Source organism: Paenibacillus amylolyticus (assembly GCF_001570725.1).
In the GTDB taxonomy this organism is placed as follows: domain Bacteria; phylum Bacillota; class Bacilli; order Paenibacillales; family Paenibacillaceae; genus Paenibacillus; species Paenibacillus amylolyticus_A.
Genome location: NZ_BCNV01000001.1, coordinates 2,725,042 through 2,743,970, shown reverse-complemented (window position 1 = coordinate 2,743,970; position 18,929 = coordinate 2,725,042). Strand labels below are relative to the sequence as shown.

The window sequence follows — 18,929 nt, the reverse complement described above, 5'->3', positions numbered from 1 at the left end:
CAACATAAATGGCAAACGTACTCGACCCGTACTTCCTTACGGAAGTCGTTCAGAACATTCGGACAGATATTAACAGTTTTCGAGGTGCTCAAATCCTGACAAATGGTGTGGATTTCAAACCAGAACTCGGGCTGACAATTAAATATGACGTTACCTACGACGATACCGGCATGACTCCACCTACTGGACTCAATGATCCTTCACCGATCCATGCCGCTCCTGTTGTGAAACAAATGGAGTTCACTAATCAAGAATGGCGTGAAAAGGCTATTATTGATCGAGAAAAGATTGCTACCCTTCGTAAGCCGGGCACCAGCCTTGAGCAAACTTGGGGCGAAGAATACATGATTGAAAAAATGGTGAATCTCAACCAACGTCTTGAAACTCGATTCGAGTGGATGCGTTGGCAAGCACTTACAGGCAACCTTGTTGTTCCAGCAACAGCAAATAAACCTTCTCGGACAATCGACTACGGCGTTCCGGCAAATAACAAGCCTACCGCTGATGTTCTTTGGAGCAATACCACAACCGCTGATCCGTTGAAAAATTTGGATGAATGGCTTCTGAGATTCAGGGGGAGTGGTGCAAGAGGAGTTAAAGTTGTAGCTAATAAAAAAGTGGACAGTTACCTGAAGCAAAACGAAAAAATCCGCGATTTGATTAAATTCACATACGGCAAAGATATTGTAACGGATGGTTCGCTTTCAGAAATCGTCAGCCAAAACCTGAATGGGCTTCAATACGAAGTATATGATGGCGGATATATTGATGATAAAGGAACATTCTTCCCATTCATCCCTGATAACGCCGTAATTATCATTGGTCAAGGCATGACAGGTTCTATCATGGACCTAGTGACCAGCCCGAACAACTACGAAGACATCTTCACTGGTCACACTGGCAAATTCGCGCTTGCTAAACTGATTCAAGGTGACCCTGACCAATGGCAAGTAATCAACGGCGCAACAGTGTTGCCTCGTATGAAATACGTCAACTGGCATATCTTTGCTACAGTGGCGTAAGGGAGGGATGACCTATGACGATCGTAAAAGTTTTGGTTGATGCTGTTGGGGAATACAATGCGGGGGACATCGTAAAAGATGCCCCTGATGGACTTATTGAGATTGCTAAAAGGCAAGTTCGCAATGCAGCAACCGGAAAGTTGTTAGCTGAAATCATTGAGGGAGATGTGAATTCTACGGACACTCCCTCGGAACGCGAGCAAAAACTTCAAGCAGAATTGGACGAATCGAAGAAGCGCGAAGCGGATCTTTTGGCTGAGATTTCTGAACTGAAATCCGATATGCATAAGGACGATGAACTGAAAGATCTGAAATCAACTGCAAAGGACTTGAAGATCCAAGGTTACACCAAAATGAGTATCGAAGAATTGAAAGAGGCAATTTCCACCACTAGCGGTGAAGTCGATGGTCAATAAGATACTGACAACTGAAACATATCACGAAGAAGTGAGAGGGCGCCTAGGCGTTGGTGAGGATGTAATATCTGACTCCGACATAGACGCTATTTCTGTTTTACCAATCGCTGAAGCGAGGATTGTAAAGCAAGTTCCAGATTACGCTGATTTGATTGGTGATGATCAAGCCTATGTATATGCAGCAGCTATTTGTATGGTTGCTGCTATACTGGCTCCATCTATGGCTGCGAGAATCAAAAAAACAATGAAAGATTTCGATTTCTCTTTCGAAAATCAGGCAGTTAATTGGGATAGACGTGCCTCACAACTCGTTGAAGAGGCAAATGAATTCATCGGCTTGATCTCTAGTTTTCAAGAGACCATGGATGCTCCATTATTTATGTTGTCTGGTCCCACTAGGGAGAAGGAAAGGCGGCGTTTCTGATGTTTAAAGATTTCGTTCATAGACATTCTCCCTGCACTGTAAATGGGGAACAGGATAAAGTCATTCTGTCCAGAGAAACAAAGGCGACTACGGTTCTCGGTAAAGAGTACATGTACAACGGCCTTTTTGCTCCTAAGTCGTCTGTATTACCTGGGGATGTCGTACAGAATGACATGACATTCTTGGTTCAAACCCTCCGTTTCACCGCAACCAAAGACAAATACTGCTCTTTGATTAAAACCAACGTTACTGCGGAAGTCCAGCGGTACATGCAGGAGTTCGATGCGAATGACAATCCAAAGGGCAAACCTGAGTTTACACTCGTAGCCGGGGATATCCTTGGTTTCGCTCAACATGTCTCTGCTCAGCTGAGACAAGAAGAACCTGGTCTTCTATCTACAACTTTGCTGGTTCTTCTTTTGCAGACCAGTGTTGATGTCAGGGAACCGAATGATCCGTCATTGGTAAGTCCAGACCGCATCGTGATTGCTGGTAAGAAATATCAAGTGGATGTAGTGGATCGGATCAAGTATCCGAATCTGTTAAATATTCAGTTGTGCGAGGACAGGCGATGATTGCAGGATATGATGCTGAACGTGCAGCGAAGGACTTGGAAAATAAGCTGGCTGTTGAAATTACAGGTCTAACGAAAATCATTATGTTTACTGCAAAGACTGGTGTCAGGTATTATCCGGCTGTCAGAGAAAGCCTCGCAATGCACATGACTGTGCTGGCGAACCAGATGATATCAGGAGACATCACTGCTGATTACTGGCAAGCTTGGCTTGAGCAGTTTGGTAAAGGTTCGCTTATGGCGGGACAGAGCCAAAACCCTGGATTGATCAGTTACATGAACAGTGAGGCGTGGAACAAGCTGAGGTCAAAGGGTAGCCGGGTTGTCGTAGGCCGGGGTAGAGGTACTTACCGATCCATCGACGGTACAATTAAAAAGTCCAAAGGCGGATACGCAGGTGTAGATTTGGAGGAGTTGGCTGAACGCGGGGACCTTGATCCTTCGTTCAAAGCTACTCCTCCTACTTATTTTATGCGTATCGCTCTTGAATCCAATCGAGATCGGATATTAAACGGTATTAGTCGTGTCATTACCGAGTTTCCATATCATCGTTACTTCAGGGAGGTGAGAGATTGAGTCTTCAATTGTTGGATGCAGTTCAGCATGCGCTTAAAGGTGATGCTGAACTCATGGAGTTACTTGAGCTTGACTCATCTTCACCTTCCAAAGAGGTAGTGAAGAGATTGACAAAGGGAATGGAACCTGAAATCACGGTAAGTAACGAAACGGTTCCTCATATTTGCCAATATGTTATGCCAGGACGGTTTTCACCCAATCAGTTGGTTTTCGAGGGTAAATTCTGTCTGGACTTTTATGCAGGGACAGGTTATTCAGCGAAAGAGCTTTTTGAAAGAGCCTTTCGAGTGCTGCACGATAAACGTATTACAATGCCAGGTTGGGCGACATACCTATGCCTATTAACGTATGATGCTGATTTTGCAACTGGAATACAAGGTGTCAAAGGATATAAGGCCATTTTCGACGTGGACTATCTCCGAATGAATTGAGGTGAAAATATGTCTGAACAACAGCACGAGGAAGTAGACGTAAAACCTGAAGCTAAGGAAAAAATTCCTGAGCTTAAGAAGCTGACTCAAGAAAAGATTCGACTGGCAAAGAAACTTGGGCTAATAGACGGTCAGAAGCCTATTGAGGGATACAAAGAAACCGAAGATTACAAACGAATTGAAGAGATTGATATGCGGCTCTGGGAGCTTGTCTAATCAACTCTATACCCAAGGAGGATAAATATGAGACCACTCGTTTTTGATGGCGTAGGAACAATCGTAGCTCGTAATTTGGACGGTACAATTAAATATATTGAGGACAAGGTAACTAAGGTTAATTTACAGTTGCAGTTTGATTGGCAGGCAGTCATGGGCGGTGATAGTGGATATGCATTTCACTATACGGCGGGTGACCTTCAGGATAAGGTCAGTATCGAAGTACCGCGCTTTTCTCCAGCTATTGCTGATATGTCTCAAGGGGGAGAAACGGTAAGAAAGTCAGTCGAATATGACGAAACAGAAATTTCCTTTTTGAAGACAGGTGGCTACACATTGATTTATGGAAACAAATTAATCGCTGGAAGCGATGAAGTTTATATTGTAGATGAGGATACTGATGAACTAAAACAACTCACGCGCGTTGCCTCCACTCCCACAGATGAACAATACACAATTACTTCTGAAGGGAAAATTGAATCTACTGAAGCAAATAATACTAAGAAGATTCGAGTGATGTACAACTGGATGGCTGAGGGAACAGAGACTAGCTTTAAAGGTACTCGACGCCCGACTCCATTTAAACTTACTCATAGATTTGAGTTGATTGATGATAAGACAGGTAACTCTATACAATGTCAGGTCACTATCCACAAGGCTCTTGGTGGTGGTACGCTCGATGCCTCACAGGAACGAAAAAAACCAAACACTACAACGATGGACTTACAAGTAATGGACCCGGATATTTCTCCCAAAAATCCAAAAGGACATGCAATGAGTATCATTTTTGGAATCTAAATCAACATATACAACCCTGCTGGTAATCGGCGGGGTTCTTTTTTTGGTAAAAATCATATTTCAATTTAAAGGAGAATGAACATGAGTGAACTTGAACAAGCCGTTGAAACCCAAGAAGAGAAAACGTTGGACCAGACTTTGAACATTGGTAGTACCGTACGTTTGGCTGAAGGGCTACAGAAGACAATTAAGGTCGGAACGATCAAGTTGATTCGGGAAGTTCGGCAGCAAGCGAAGAACCTCAAGGGTATTCGCTTTAGCTATGTAATTGGACGGGATGCCATTGAAGCGACGCAAGTTGGTGAGCAGGATATCCCAGCTATTGACTGTCCAGCTATTGAGCAGGCGTATTTGAAAGCATTTGACATGATCTTTGTAGAGGGACTAACGGATGAAGAGTTTGAACAAGTGGACATGGAGGGCATCCAGGCATTGGATGATGTTTTGGACCGATTTCTATAAGGAGTCTTTTCCTCCAGATCCTGATTCCAATGACGATGATGAGTATTCTGAGGATGGTGAAGTAGATCAACCAGGAACGGACTGGATGGGTCTGTGGGCACTCTGTATCAGCAATGGAATATCTGATACAGAGTGGCCTAATATGACCATACCTAAAATCCGAGCATTGATGAATGAAAAACAACGTTCTCGTGAATTCGAAATCACTCTTCATGGCGGTTCGGTTGAAAACAAAAAGCCGAAGAAAGCAAAATACTTATCCGATCTTGGTTTCTTCCAGCCAAGGTAGGAAGGAGACAATATGGCAGAAGGTACAAATAGAGATGTCGTTGCTGCGCGGATAAAACTAGACACAGGTACAGTGCTACAATCATTTAAAAACATTGATACGGGTGCTAAAGGTAATGCTGATGCGTTCAAGGCGCTGAATGCTGAGTTATCATCCGCTGAGAAGTCATACAAGAATATATCTTCAGCAATGGATAAGATGGCCTTAACTGCGGATCAACGCCGCCAAAAGATACTCGCTGAAGTTGGAGCTCAACATAAGCAAAAACTTGCTCAAACTGCCTTGCTTGGTGCGAGGGCTCAACAGTTGGAGCAAACCAATCGCTTGATTGATGCTAAAATGCAGGCTCAGCAAGCCTTGATCAAAAGGCGTAATCAACAGATTGAGCAATCCGAACGTGAACATCAGCAAAAAATGCAAATTCTTCAAAACAGATCTGTTAAGTCGGGTCAGGAGGCTGCAAAAGCAACAGGTACAGGAACGGATGACCGAACCAGAGAGCGTGTACTGCAAGAGGAACAGAAGATACGTGTTGCTCTGACAGAACGCCAGAGAAAAGAAGAAGCTCTCCGGGAAAAAGTGTTGCAAGAGGAACAGCGGATTCGACAAGCTTTGTCTCAAACTGAACAGCAAACCAAACGGATGGGGTCCACAATGGATGCTGTCTCTAAAAGTTGGATCGGTAGATTAGGTGACATGGCTACACATGCCGTTGTGTTCCACACAATGTATAAAGCAATGCATGAAGTCACGCAGGCAATGCATGAGGGCTTAGTAGACATCGAGTCAAACATGGCCGGATACGTGCAGACGAATGAACACTATTTTGTTCATTTTGAAGACGGCACAAACAAAATGGTTATGGATACTCAAAAGCTAAACCGCGAGACAAAAGCCTTTATCCAAACTGCTCACGAACTCGGTTCCAACATTTTGGACGTCACCGAATCAGCACGTCTCTGGGGCCGTATGTACAAAGATGTTAACGTTGTTCAAGAGCTTGTGCGTCAATCTACTAAGCTGTCCACGGTGGACATGGTTGAGCTTGAGGACGCTACCAAGTCCATGGAATCTGTAATGTCTCAATATGGAGTCCATATCACCAATGCCAACGAAGCTATGGTTATTGGTAACAGGGTCCTGGATTCCTGGTCAAAAGTTGCCCATGACACTATGGCTCCGGCGCGTGACCTTGGAGCCGCTTTTCAACGTACTGGTAAAATTGCTGCGGAAACAGGTGTGTCATTTGACGTGATGAACGGATTGATCTCTGCCGGTGTTCGTAATACGGCGTTGTCCGGGGAAAACCTCGGTAACATGTGGAAAACAGTTCTAGGTACGATTCGGACGGATAAAGCGGTGGATGAGATTGAGCGTCTTGGTGTTAAAACCAAGGAGGTTGTAGACGGGGTTGAGCAGTGGCGGAAGGCAGAGGATATTCTGTTAGATCTCTCGATCCAAGTAACAGATAAAAACTACGACCTTACGCAGTCCTATGCAGATATATCCCGAGGTGTTTACCAATATGCAAAACTGGCCGCTTCCCTCAACGTAGGTGATATCTTGCTGGGTACTGCTGCTTCTGTTGGGTCTTCCGGATCTACGATGCAGTATTTGACCGTACAAATGGATACCATCCAGCGCAAGGCAGCTCAGACCAGAACGTCACTTCTTGAAATCTTTAACACTGCCGGCGAAGATGGATTGCGTCAGATGATTAAAGACGTACTAGATGGCATTGATCAGTTATTGATCGGTTTGACGAAAATACCGACAGGCGTCTACGCCGCTGCTGCTGGACTAAGTGGACTGCTGTTGGCGTATAAGGCTCTTAGCGGTCCTATTGCGTCTGTAATAGCTGCAATTCAAGTTCTGAATGCCGCAAAAGCGCAAGAGACTGTTACAACAGTTGCCAGTACAACTGCAACAGCGGCGAATTCTGCTGCGAATACAGTTAATATCGTTTCCAGTGAAGGTGTAACTATCTCCACAGTTCAGCAGACAGCCGCACGGGAAGCACAAGCTGTAGCGACCACCACGGCAACAGTGGCAACCGGTGCATTGAGCAGGGCGCAGGCTGCTGCTACGGTTACTATGGCGGCGGCAACTGCGGGACTATCTCTACTTGTCGGAGCTATCGCTATTTTTGCTATGAAAAGTGGGGAAGCCGAAAAAGCAGAACGTGATCGGATTCAGATGATGAAGGACAACGATTCGGCGAGTCAACAAATGATAAGTCAGTATCAACGTCAGATTGATTTGTTGCCGAAGATGGTCAATGCTCACAATTCTTTAAAAGCGATGATTGATGGCGGAACGCTATCCACAAGTAAACAGGAACAGGCGAAACGTCAACTGGAAGAGATATCTAAGGCTCTGGCGATGACTATAAGTAAAGAAGGATTGGCACAGCTTGAAGCTGCGGGGTTCACGGATGAGGCAACTCAAACACAAATTGCTGCGCTTAATTCACTCATTGATAAGCAAAGGGAAGCCAGAAAAGCTGTATTAGAAGATCAGAAAAACGGTTTACAGAACCAAATGAATGAAAACATCGCAGCTATTGAAAAAACGAAGGAGAAGATAGAGTCTCTTGAAAATAGTTTGATCGCTGGCGGCATGGAGTTTATGAAGAACATCTTCAGTTTCAAAAGCGTGGACGAATCATCCAACCAACTGGAGAATTTACGATTGAAAATGGACTCTTTAGAGACCAAAAATCGCGAACTTGAAGCATCATTAAGTGATGCGAATGTCCAAATGCAACAAATGACCGTAGAATCAGTCGAAGCTCAAAAGGAAATAGATGCTTTGGCGGGGATAAATGGGAAGGCATCTGATACGATTGAAGAACTGACTGAAAAACTGGTTGAGCAGACGAAGGCTCTGAGAGAGTCCGTTCAAGCAAGTATTTCATCTGTTTCTGAACTGAACCAAGTCGCTGACACACTCTCCAAAGGACAATCATTAAGTGCATCTGCTGTGGCAGACTTGATTCTAAAATACCCTGAATTGGCTTCCCAGATCCGGAAGACAACGGATGGATGGATATTCGAAGGACAAATTTTAGAAAAATTGCGACAAGTTAAAATCAAGAAAGCTATTGATGATCTGAAAGCAGAGAGGGATTCAACGCGCAGTGTGGCGCTGGAGAGTTTAAAACGAATTCAGTTTTATGGGCAAGAATTTGAATCTATCTCAACCTTTGCTGAAGCTCGCCAGAAAATCAAAGATATTGAAAAAGAAATCACCCAAGAACAGAAGAAGAATGCTTCTGAATTAAATAGCGCACAGCTTATGAATCAAGGCATAGCTAATTTTCTTCAACAAAAGGCCAATGAGCAACTTGAAGCTAAAAAACAAAAACTTAATGAGTTAAACGATGTCGTGAAAAAATATGCCGGTCAACTACAGTTGAGCAATGACCAGATCGAAGCCATGACTAAGCTTCTGGAAGATGACACTTACGGGGTAGAAGACAATAACAAGGCAAAAAAAGAAACCGTAGAGATTATGACGGACTTACAGAAAGCGATTGAAGGCTACAATAAGTCCTTGGAAAAATTGGATTCTCAGCAGAAGCGTGTTGCGAAGTCATCCAAAGAATACCTTGATATACTGGCTGAGAAGCGTAAAGCGTTGCTTGAGGAACAAAAACTCTACGAACAAGGATACAATGATCCCTCCCAACTCGTATCTTCTCAAACGGAGATTACGACAGGTGGCGGAACGTCATCAGACATTACAAGAATGCTGTCCACAGCTGTTGACCTGGCTAACTCTGGTGTGATGAGATACAAGCAAATAGGCGGTGAGTTTACAGGATCATTTGATGACTTCAAACAAAGAGCATATTCAGACTGTTCTCAGTTTGTGCAGGAGATGTTTGAAACGATCGGAGTACAGGTACCGCGTACCGCAGCTCAACAAGCTAAAGCGGGAACTGCGGTATCGAAGAAAAATCTTCAAGTTGGAGATCTTGTGTTCTTCAATACGAATGGCAAAGACAACTCACATGTTGGTATTTATATGGGTGATAGCAAGTTTATTCAAATGGGGGAATCCGGATTAAAGGTTTCGGATTTGAATAGCAGCTACTGGGCACCGAAGTACAACGGAGCAACTCGTATTCCGGGGCTTTCGACAGATGCTGCTTACCCGACATCAACTAGTCCCCAAACAACCTCTGGCGGAGTGGCGTATGCCGGTAAATACGCTTCTGAGATTAATGCTGCTGCCAATCAATTTAATGTTGACCCACATCTTGTTGCGGCTGTGATTCAACGAGAATCCTCGTTCGGAGCCAAAGGAATTACTAATGTCATGCAAGTCAATGGTATGAACAATTCAACCGTTAAACAAAGTATAGATGCAGGCACGAAGATGCTTTCTGAGCTATTGAAGAAATCCGGTGGAGATGTCTCCATGGCCCTTGGCGGATACAATATGGGATCGGGTATCATCGATTGGTTCAAAAAGTCCGGTGGTTACAATAAGGCGGACATGGTCGCCTATTCTGAGAAGTACAAGAAAGTATACAAAAGCAAAGTATACGGAGATGTAGGGTATGTAGATAAAGTCTTGGCTGATTATTCTCCACAAAAGTCCAGTACAACTACACAACCTACACAGAAGCAATTGAAGGATGCAAAAAACACTGCTGAAAGCGAACAACTGCGGATTAGCGATGAGCTGTATAACATTGATGTTTCGGAATTGGAAAGTAAACTCGGAATCAAAGATATGAAAATCTCCGACAAAGAGTTGGCTTTAAAACAATCCGAAGCGCGCCAGAAGAATATGAAGAAAGATTCACAAGAATATAAGACTGAGTACCAACTTCAATTAAAACTTAAAACAGAAATTCAGAAACTGATGCAGGAGCAGCGTCAGATGATAGATCAGTCCGGACTGAAATCAGATGAGTTGATCAATAAGAGACGAAGTCTGACCGAAAAAATCGGTGATGTACAGTCTGAGAAGTCTGACATGAAGGATCAGTACGCCAGTGATCAGTTTGATACGGCGCAGGCGAATATGGAGGCTCGTGTTGAACGGATGCGTCAACAAGGCCGTTCCGATATGGAAATGACCAAGACACAGCTTCAGTTTTATCAGGGACAACTCAAAAATACTGCCCTAACTGAGGAGCAACGTGTCGAATCAGCTAAACAAGTGTATGATCTGACAAACAAGGTTACGGATCTTAAATTTAAAAATTCGACTAGCTGGATCGATAAACAAACCGATCAGATGGAGCGTCAAGGTAAGTCTGAGGTTGAGATTTATCAAATGCAGGCCGAGGCTTACAACCGGATGCGAAACGATACCACGCTAAAAGCAGAACAACGAGACGAAGCAGAGAAAATGTATCAAGATACTTCCAAGAAACTGATTTCGTCTCGTTATGAGTTCTCAGAGAAGTGGATGACTAAAGAAGCTTTGAAAATGGAAATGTCCGGTGCTCAAAAAGTAGACATCATGAAATGGGAGCTGCAAGAGTTTCTAAAGATGCAAGCTGATAAGACTATGTCTTCTGAACAGCTGTGGGATCTAGAACAGAAAATCTATAAGCAACGTAATGATCTGGATAAGGAGTACTATTCTGCTGCTGAGAAGCGAATCAATCACTTAAAGGCCATCGGTGAAATGACTACCCAACAGGAACTTGTTGAGTACATGAAGCTTCAAGCAGCTTATTTGGTAGGAAGCGATCAACGAATGGATGCGGATGAGAAGGTCTATGATCTAAAGAAAAAACTCATGGATGAAATGACCAAAGCCGTATCCGAATCGGTAACCAAGCAGAAAAAGTTACTGGACAATGCGAGAGATGAGGAGATTAAACGTATCCAAGCAGAGAAGGATGCTTTCGCCTCCGCTCAAGAAGCCAAAATCAAAGCCATTGATGATCTGATACAAGCGATGGAGCGAAGTAATGATCAGGATGACTATGAGAGATTGCGTGCGGAGAAAGTAGCACGTTTGGAAAAACTTCAGTCCGCTGTTGGTCCTGAAGGTATTGCAGAGCGGAAACAGGTTCAGAAGGATATTGAGGATATGGATCGTGAACACGGGCGCAAGCTTGCGAAACAAGCGCTTGAGGATCAAAAAACGGCGTTGCAAGAGGAAAAAACAAATCGCGAAAAAGATTTTGACGATAAAATCCAAGATGCTAAATCGCATTATGATAATCTTTCAGCAGCCTTTGATGAATTTTCTTCAAACACCGAATTATCTGCAGAGAACCTGAAAAACATTCAGATTTTGAAGGAAAGCGAGAAGAACGAAACGATCCTAGGTATGCTTGATGCGTTTGTTTTGGAATACCAGAGTCGCCTTGATCAGATTACTGTGGCAAACGCTGCGATTGGAGTGACTGACGTTCCTGGTGGAACTTTTGCTCCTGGTACTGCATCGAAGGACCCTTCATATCAGAAAGAAATTGATCTTTATACGTACAATTCCAACAAGGATGCCTGGGACGCAGCCAAAGCTCGTGGTGATACCGAAACCATGCGGCTCCTTCAAGAACAAAATGAAGCCCTACGTAAAAAATACGGCGTTGAGAAGGACACAGGTAAACTTCAACACTTCTCCCAAGGTGGGGTTGTCAAAGGACCTCGCGGTGCGGCTGTTCCAGTTATCGCTCATGCTGGAGAGGCTATCCTTAATGACCGTCAACAGGATTCGTTGTTTAATCTCCTGAACCTACGAATGCACAGACTAGACTTCACAATGCCTGATTTCTCAGTTCCTCAAGGTTCAAACGGAGTAAATCCGGAGAGGACCAGTAATCAATTCGTAATTAAATCAGGAGATACTTATATCGCGGACGAATCGGCTGCGAAGGTCTTCTGGAGTGAACGAGATAATTTGATGCGGAGAATGCAGGCTAGAGGAGGTAAGGGATAATGATCAATGCTACTGCTGATGGAAAGTCCTTTCGAGAGATCGGACTTGGCCTGAAGAAGCATAACATCCCGGTGTTGCCACCGACCAGGGACTACAGTCTTGAAATTGCAGGACGGGATGGAGAAATCGATTTTGGGAGTACTTATGGTCCAAGAGTAATTAACCTGGAGTGTATCGTCATGGCTGATGATACCACCCTTGACTATCATAGAAGAGTCGCCCAAGTGGCGGCTCTTTTTAATGTGAAAAAAGGGGATATCGTGTTAACGTTCGATGACCTTCCCGGAAGAAGATACATCGGAAGATACGCCGGCACTATGGACATCGAAAAGATAATTTTTGATGGAGAACTGACAATCCCCATCAAAATGGGGACAAGTCCTTTTCCAGAGAGTGAAGAACGCTTGAAGGAGACAATAATCACCAATTCTCCTCAAACTATTTCTATTACATCCTCAGGAGATGAAAAATCCAGTCCGATTATTGTATTAACCAATCAAGGTACGAACGTTATACGAAAGTTCAGGATAGCTAATGAATATCAAATTGAGTAGGAGGGGTTATCTTGGCAGATATTTTACTTTCGAAATCAAACTATTGGAAGAGAGCTTCGATCAATGCGGCTCTACGAGCTGTTAACTTCACTGCTCCACCCAAAGTATATATTGCACTTTACACATCTAACCCTACAGACGCCGATACAGGACAAGAAGTGACAGGTGGAGGCTATGCCCGGCAGCAAGTTGTTTTCGGAGACCCCGTTATTTCGGACCGGAGGGCAGGAGTTCAGAATACGGCAGATGTATCTTTCCCTATTGCAACAGCAGATTTGGGACTGATTACACATGTAGGTATAAGGGACGCTGTTACAGGCGGAAATCTCTTGTATCACGGATCTGTAAAAACGCCAAGAACAGCACTGACCAATGACCTGATTCGATATCTAGCGGGTCAACTAAAGATTGACGAGGGGTAGGTTATCTTATGAGAAAGATGTATCCGGCAATCGTAAATTCTCCCAAAACGGAACTTACGGCGGCGATCACACAGGCTCAAACAGATATTTCAGTTACTGATACAAGCGTACTTTTACCAGGCGAAGGGATAGCCGTCATAGGCAACGGGGAAACAGCAGAAACGATCACTTATACATCTGTTGAAGGAAATACCCTGAAGGGTTGTTTGCGGGGGTATCAAGGCATTGCACAAGCTTGGACACCTGGTACAAGGGTTGCTCGTAATTTTGCGGCTGCGGATTGGGATGCAGCTCGTGAAAATATAATGGAACTTGCTGATAGGCTGGATACTCCTGAGCGGTCAGCTATTACACTCCAACCAGGGATCCGCATAGTTCAGGCAAACCAGAACGCAGCTTTTAGGCTGGCTGGGCTTCAAGGGCGGACAGTGCTTAACTACCAAAGCCAGATTGGTATCATTGGTGTACTTAACCCGTATGTGATCCGGTACGGGGAAAATTTGATACCTCCGTTTTACGAGTGGACGAAAACCGGACATACAAGCAACGATACCGACGCATACGGCTTGCTTGGAACATTGGTTTCTGCTGCTATTGGGAGTGACGCATTCGCTTCTTGCAATATAGATGTGATCGGTGACCAGGATTACACCTTGAGCAATCCGGTCAGTTCCACTGGCTTTATGCGTATTTCAACATACAACAGCGCCGGTACAAGAATTCAGGGGATTTTTGTTAAGCCGGGAGAATCTAAAACTATAAAAATAGCTACTACTGCTGTGCGTTTGAGCGTGGTTCTGTCGGGTGTAACTGCATACACAGATGAATTCGATTCAACTAAATGGACTTGGCAAGCAGGCACAAGTCGTATTTTCAAAAATCCAATGCTTGTCATCGGAAACATAGCCAAACCATTCAAACCACGTGAAGACGCCATGCTCGCTTTCCAAACAGAGTTACATGCTAATCCAGATACAGGAGCTAACCCAGATATCGTGTTTGATCGTGATGGGCAGTATTTCAAATTGGCGAAGTGGAAGAAATTAATATTAAACGAAGAACTGTCTTATGCAAATTATTCGACTGGAAGTACGAACGGATTTAAACGAGTACGAGTACTTTCCTACCCTGCCTATGATCCAAGCACTTGGAGTCCTGTGGGTACAAAATACAATGGAATACAATTAAGTCGAGGTAATATCGAGATAGCAGACGCCCTTTATGGTTCAACAGACGGATCATTATTAGCTATTAATATCTCAAACTCAGACAGTGGATGGGGAGACTCATACACACCGACAACCGACGAGATTAAGGCGTATTTCATGGGATGGAAGATGTATGACGTCACTGTAAGTTCTAGCGGTCAAGGTGTATATAACGGGAGTGCCGGTGCGAATAAACGCTGGGCATATCGGTCTGATGGAGTAAGCGCAACTTACGCTGGTGGAACATCTACTTTACCCACTGCCAAAGCATCAAACTGGATGCATTACCAACTCCTATACCAGCTTGCAATGCCAACTGTCGAACCGATCACGTCTGAGGGACAATTGACGTTTATTGAGGGAGATAATCAGGTTGAAGTCGGAACGGGTATCGTGTTGCGCGAACTGGCTAAACCTCAAGCAAGTCCAAATTACTATAACGTCAATGCTTCATCCTTACCAATGGGCAGATTAAGCAAAGCAGTATCGCGCTATTTGGGTGTTTATAAAGCCGGGCGTAAAGAGCCGTGGGAATTTGTAGTTGAGTCATACAATGGCGTTGGCTTTGTTCGATCACCCATTTCTCAATATGATTCGTCAGCAGCCTACAGCGTCACATACCTGATGTTGGACAAGTATCCGGCAGCGGAAATGATGGGAACGTATGCCGAGAATGAAAAGGCTCTGCAACTGGATACTGTTCGAACTCTTCAGGAGAACACGACACGTATTTCTGTCCTTGAAAATAAAAAGGCTGAGAAGGATAACCCTGCGTGGATAACGCCTACGTTGCTTAATGGGTGGACTAAATACAATGACTTCGTTCAGAATGTGCAATATTATAAAGATTCGTTGGGGAATGTTCAATTAAAGGGATTAATAAAACCCGGAGTGTATGCAGTGCCTGTTTTTCAACTACCGCAAGGATATCGACCAAAACTTCAATATAACTTCGGTACTGTGGGTTCTCATTCGTCTACTCAAGTAGCCGCACAAGTTAACGTTAATCCATCTGGAACTCTCATGATAATGTCAACCGCAAATGAGTGGGTTTCCTTGGACGGAATTTCATTTCAAGCCGAACAATAAGGAGGATTGCCATGAAAGCCATACCTAAAGTAAATATAGACGGACTCTATTTGGAGGACGAATTGGTGGACGATGCCTTTAGTGGTGTCGTCCCTTTTTATGCCGAGCCAGAGCCAATTGTCTTCGATCCTGAAGCGTCTGAACAGCCTGTGGAACCTGATGTGCCGGAAGAGGACGAGGATGAAGTAGAGAGGGAGATTGCCGGCTATATCGTAGGCGTGCCGGTTCCTGCTGGACTGTTTCGTCCTCGCTTTGACCTAGCAGCTTGGGAAGCGTACCAGGACGCAGATCCCCAGGAAAGTTTTCCTGAGCTATGGATCGAAGGTTTAAGCCAGGAAGAGATAGACGAATTGACCAAGCCACAGCCTACGGAGCCGACCGAGCTGGATCGTTTTGGCGAACAACTTGTACAGCGAGAGCTGGAAGCCCTCGAATTAAAGCAACAGAATGAGATCTTGGGCCAGCAGATTGTCATGAGGGAGTTGGAAGGCGCTGACCTAAAGGCACAAAATGAAGCGTTGGGCGGACAAATTGTTGGTCTGGAATTACGAGTATTAACTGTGGAAACACAATCGAAGGGAGACGAGGCAAATGTTTAATTCTGACTTTGAAAGACTCCAATACTACTACGAAAAGAAATGGGCTAAGGAACCTCAGCTCAAGCAGTATGTTTCCTTTGGGGTAATTACACCAGATGAATTTGAACAGATTACAGACAAGAAGTATGAAGCGTAGGCTGAAAGGAGGCGATTGCCTTGTTCGGTGGCGGATTTAACGAAATTGAGTTTAACACAGGCGGCGGAGTAAATATCATTGATATGTCGGCGCATTTATCGGGTGGCGCACAGATGTATACGAAACGCGATGGCGATGAGTATGAGTTGGAATATTCAATGGAAATGTCTCTGTCTTCTGAACTGTCAGGAGAGGCGCGAGTAGAAGCTGATTTTATACGTGAATACGTCTTGGAAGCTTTGCCAATGTCAGGGGAGGCTCGGCTTCAAGCGGACTTTGTGCGCGAGTTGCGTTTCAGTTCTCAGATGTCCGGCGAGGCGAGATTGTTTGCCGAAGCTTCTCGCTTCCATGTGGATTATATCGAATTTGAAGACGTGTTTAACCCTGGAGATCAGATCATAATTGATACTGATAAATTCAAAATAACTCGGAATGGTCAGAACGTATCACATTTGTATGACGGAGACTTCTTCTATCTGAATTTAGGAGAAAATAACCTGACCTGGACTGACCCGGAAACAGGACGGACAGTGCTGATGAGGATTACACATCGTGACAAATTCCTTTATTAATATCGAGGTGAAAAATGCCTAACCCAACTATGCAAGTTTTCGATAAGAATCTTCGACGTGTAGGAACACTAATTGATAGCCATGAGATCCAACGAAGAAGACGGATTAATAGCGATTATGAATTAACCTTTATGGTCCCAATGACCTCAGATGATTACCGTGAAAAAATAGCAATTAAAGGCCACGTTCAAGACGAGCGTGGCCAATTTTATGTTATTCAGTCCAGGAGCCGATCCCGTGAAGGTCGGAAGCTTATGGCTTCAATCTATTGCAACCACATTATGTTCAAACTGAATGATTTCAAGTTCCCCTATACTTCATACATCGATGAAGCGTATGGCGTACATCTCAACGAGCTGACAGACTTAATTACAAAAGCCACTGGCGGGAGATTCACATTCGTGGTCCACGATACGTTTGATTTGCATGACGTAAAAGATTTTGGACGGGGAACATGTCTGGAAGCTTTGAATAAGATCGTCGATCTGTATGAATGCGAGGTAGAACCCGACAATTTTGTGATTAACCTCAAGAAGAGAATAGGATCAGACCACGGATTACAGTACCGGCTTAAGAAGAATATCGTATCCAGCTCATTCAAGGACAAAGGAGAGTCTCTTGTCACTAGAATGTATGCACAGATGAAAGATGGTCGGACATTCATTGGTATGGATGCATCCTTATTGACTGACCTGGAGCGTAATTTATTGTCGAGCATACCAGGGGCAATTGTGAATGGTAAACTGGCGGTCAACTATCTCATATCACCATTTGCTCAATATTGGGCAAGCGATTCGGTTCCATTTTACGATGGAGAAATTATTGAACAAGATATCGAAGAAGCAGAGGATTTGCTGAAGGCCACACGGAAGGCTTTGCTTGAGCACGAAGTTGTCTCACTCGAAGCGACCATATCCACGGCAGACCTGTTCAAAATCGACCACACTGAGCCTAAACCTCATTTAGGTGATGATGTCATGTGTATCGACCCGGATATGGGTATGAACCGATTGAAGGCTCGTATCACTGAACTGACAGAGTATCCATACAGTTTAGACAAGCATGCTGAACCGACAATCTCCAATATCAATTTAAGAGATTACGATGATATTATCAGTGACTTGGAACGAAATAAGAACATCACCAACAACCTGTTTTCAAACGGGAAGATCCGGACGGATGTTTTTGAATCATTTGCTAAACAAGCTGTCATTGATATCAATAACAGCAAAACCGAACTGATCTATCCACCAGAAGGCGGGATACTGGCTCAAGAGAAAACGAATCCTCTGGAACAAGTCAGGCTGACTTCCAAAGGGGTCGGGATATCTACAGACGGTTGGCAGTCAATACGTGCTGCTATAACGGCACGAGGTGTTGTAGCTGAGCAAGTAATAGGCCAACTAGGTAACTTTGTCTCCATGTTGATCGGTAATGGTGAGGATATTGTCCAGATCAATACAAACGGTATAGCAGCAGGAGCATCGTCATTTAATAGTGCTCCTTTCAGACTAAACATGAAAGGTGACTTGATAGCTAATAGCTTAACTGCAAACTATGCCAATATTGAATATTCCAACTTTAAAAATGGAGCAATCGTAGGTTCCTCAATAAACGTAGGCAATGGGATGTTCACAGTTACTTCAGGTGGGATTATGTCGGCTGTAGGTGCGAACTTCTCTGGGTCTATTACGGCTTCAACAATTACAGGCACAAATATTAATGGCGGTACAATTACTGGTGCTTTAATCCGTACAGCAGCAACAGGCAGACGTGTGGAGCAGGATGCAAGTGGATTTCGAACATATGATTCTAATAATAGAAACAGGATTAGAATCAATACTGATTCAGATGATGGAATTGCAGCGATGTCTTTCTTTGGATCAGGAGGGGCATTCGCCGGGGAGATAAACACATATCAAAATAGCGGCGGTCTGACTATTTTTAGTAATGACGTTTTTATAGGATCGAATAACACTGGAAATCCCATCAGGCTTCAAGGAGTCGTTACATTTGGCGGGGCAGTTATCGGATTGGACATTTCTGATGTGAACGGATTGCAAGCGGATTTAACCTCTTTAAGGAATAGAATCTTATCACTAGAATCAGCGTTCTATTCTCACTCACATTCTGTAACTTTGCCTACACATAACCACGGTCTGTCTAATGCTTCGAATTGGGGCGGAACCTTCCCAACTTCAACCCCGTAATGGTATTATAGGAAAA

At 44.0% G+C, this 18,929-nt stretch carries 18 protein-coding genes; all 18 read left to right on the top strand.

Annotated features, from left to right (window positions below; translation table 11 throughout):
- Positions 1 to 8 precede the first annotated feature (8 nt).
- The 18 genes from PAHA3_RS12040 (at position 9) to PAHA3_RS11960 (ending at position 18,913) form a co-directional block, all read left to right on the top strand.
- The gene (locus tag PAHA3_RS12040) at positions 9 to 1,022 is read left to right on the top strand and encodes a major capsid protein (RefSeq protein ID WP_062834950.1); all 1,014 of its coding nucleotides are present in this window, start codon (positions 9 to 11) and stop codon (positions 1,020 to 1,022) included.
- Positions 1,023 to 1,036: 14 nt separating this feature from the next.
- Entirely contained in the window at positions 1,037 to 1,438 is a 402-nt protein-coding gene (locus tag PAHA3_RS12035; protein WP_062834949.1) for a hypothetical protein, read from the top strand.
- The gene (locus tag PAHA3_RS12030; protein ID WP_062834948.1) at positions 1,428 to 1,862 is read left to right on the top strand and encodes a hypothetical protein; all 435 of its coding nucleotides are present in this window, start codon (positions 1,428 to 1,430) and stop codon (positions 1,860 to 1,862) included. Before PAHA3_RS12035 ends, PAHA3_RS12030 begins: the two co-directional genes overlap by 11 nt.
- A complete protein-coding gene (locus PAHA3_RS12025; protein WP_062834947.1) occupies positions 1,862 to 2,437 on the top strand; it encodes a hypothetical protein in 576 nt (191 codons plus the stop codon). Before PAHA3_RS12030 ends, PAHA3_RS12025 begins: the two co-directional genes overlap by 1 nt.
- Complete coding sequence (locus tag PAHA3_RS12020) at positions 2,434 to 3,012, top strand: hypothetical protein (RefSeq protein ID WP_062834946.1); 579 nt, start codon at positions 2,434 to 2,436, stop codon at positions 3,010 to 3,012. Before PAHA3_RS12025 ends, PAHA3_RS12020 begins: the two co-directional genes overlap by 4 nt.
- Entirely contained in the window at positions 3,009 to 3,443 is a 435-nt protein-coding gene (locus tag PAHA3_RS12015; RefSeq protein ID WP_062834945.1) for a hypothetical protein, read from the top strand. Before PAHA3_RS12020 ends, PAHA3_RS12015 begins: the two co-directional genes overlap by 4 nt.
- 9 nt (positions 3,444 to 3,452) lie before the next feature.
- Positions 3,453 to 3,659 (top strand): hypothetical protein, encoded by a 207-nt coding sequence (locus PAHA3_RS12010; RefSeq protein ID WP_062834944.1) that lies wholly within the window; start codon positions 3,453 to 3,455, stop codon positions 3,657 to 3,659.
- A gap of 27 nt (positions 3,660 to 3,686) precedes the next feature.
- Positions 3,687 to 4,457 carry a hypothetical protein gene (locus PAHA3_RS12005; RefSeq protein WP_062834943.1) on the top strand — a complete coding sequence of 257 codons (771 nt, stop codon included), beginning with the start codon at positions 3,687 to 3,689 and terminating at the stop codon, positions 4,455 to 4,457.
- Between the two features lie 81 nt (positions 4,458 to 4,538).
- Positions 4,539 to 4,919, top strand: coding sequence for a hypothetical protein (locus PAHA3_RS12000; RefSeq protein WP_062834942.1), 381 nt, complete (start codon positions 4,539 to 4,541; stop codon positions 4,917 to 4,919).
- Complete coding sequence (locus PAHA3_RS11995; protein WP_062834941.1) at positions 4,894 to 5,208, top strand: hypothetical protein; 315 nt, start codon at positions 4,894 to 4,896, stop codon at positions 5,206 to 5,208. The genes PAHA3_RS12000 and PAHA3_RS11995 overlap by 26 nt, the downstream gene beginning before the upstream one ends.
- Before the next feature lie 12 nt (positions 5,209 to 5,220).
- Positions 5,221 to 12,123, top strand: coding sequence for an NlpC/P60 family protein (locus PAHA3_RS11990; RefSeq protein WP_062834940.1), 6,903 nt, complete (start codon positions 5,221 to 5,223; stop codon positions 12,121 to 12,123).
- A complete protein-coding gene (locus PAHA3_RS11985) occupies positions 12,123 to 12,677 on the top strand; it encodes a distal tail protein Dit (protein ID WP_062834939.1) in 555 nt (184 codons plus the stop codon). The genes PAHA3_RS11990 and PAHA3_RS11985 overlap by 1 nt, the downstream gene beginning before the upstream one ends.
- Positions 12,678 to 12,688: 11 nt before the next feature.
- Positions 12,689 to 13,099, top strand: a complete 411-nt coding sequence (locus PAHA3_RS11980) for a phage tail fiber protein (protein WP_062834938.1) — start codon at positions 12,689 to 12,691, stop codon at positions 13,097 to 13,099.
- Between the two features lie 8 nt (positions 13,100 to 13,107).
- Entirely contained in the window at positions 13,108 to 15,396 is a 2,289-nt protein-coding gene (locus PAHA3_RS11975; RefSeq protein ID WP_062834937.1) for a hypothetical protein, read from the top strand.
- Positions 15,397 to 15,407: 11 nt separating this feature from the next.
- Positions 15,408 to 15,995 carry a hypothetical protein gene (locus tag PAHA3_RS11970; protein WP_062834936.1) on the top strand — a complete coding sequence of 196 codons (588 nt, stop codon included), beginning with the start codon at positions 15,408 to 15,410 and terminating at the stop codon, positions 15,993 to 15,995.
- A complete protein-coding gene (locus PAHA3_RS29835) occupies positions 15,988 to 16,131 on the top strand; it encodes an XkdX family protein (RefSeq protein WP_082762789.1) in 144 nt (47 codons plus the stop codon). The genes PAHA3_RS11970 and PAHA3_RS29835 overlap by 8 nt, the downstream gene beginning before the upstream one ends.
- 20 nt (positions 16,132 to 16,151) lie before the next feature.
- Entirely contained in the window at positions 16,152 to 16,703 is a 552-nt protein-coding gene (locus PAHA3_RS11965) for a phage distal tail protein (RefSeq protein ID WP_062834935.1), read from the top strand.
- Between the two features lie 14 nt (positions 16,704 to 16,717).
- Positions 16,718 to 18,913: a phage tail spike protein gene (locus tag PAHA3_RS11960; RefSeq protein ID WP_062834934.1), complete on the top strand. Its 2,196-nt coding sequence runs from the start codon at positions 16,718 to 16,720 to the stop codon at positions 18,911 to 18,913.
- Positions 18,914 to 18,929 lie beyond the last annotated feature (16 nt).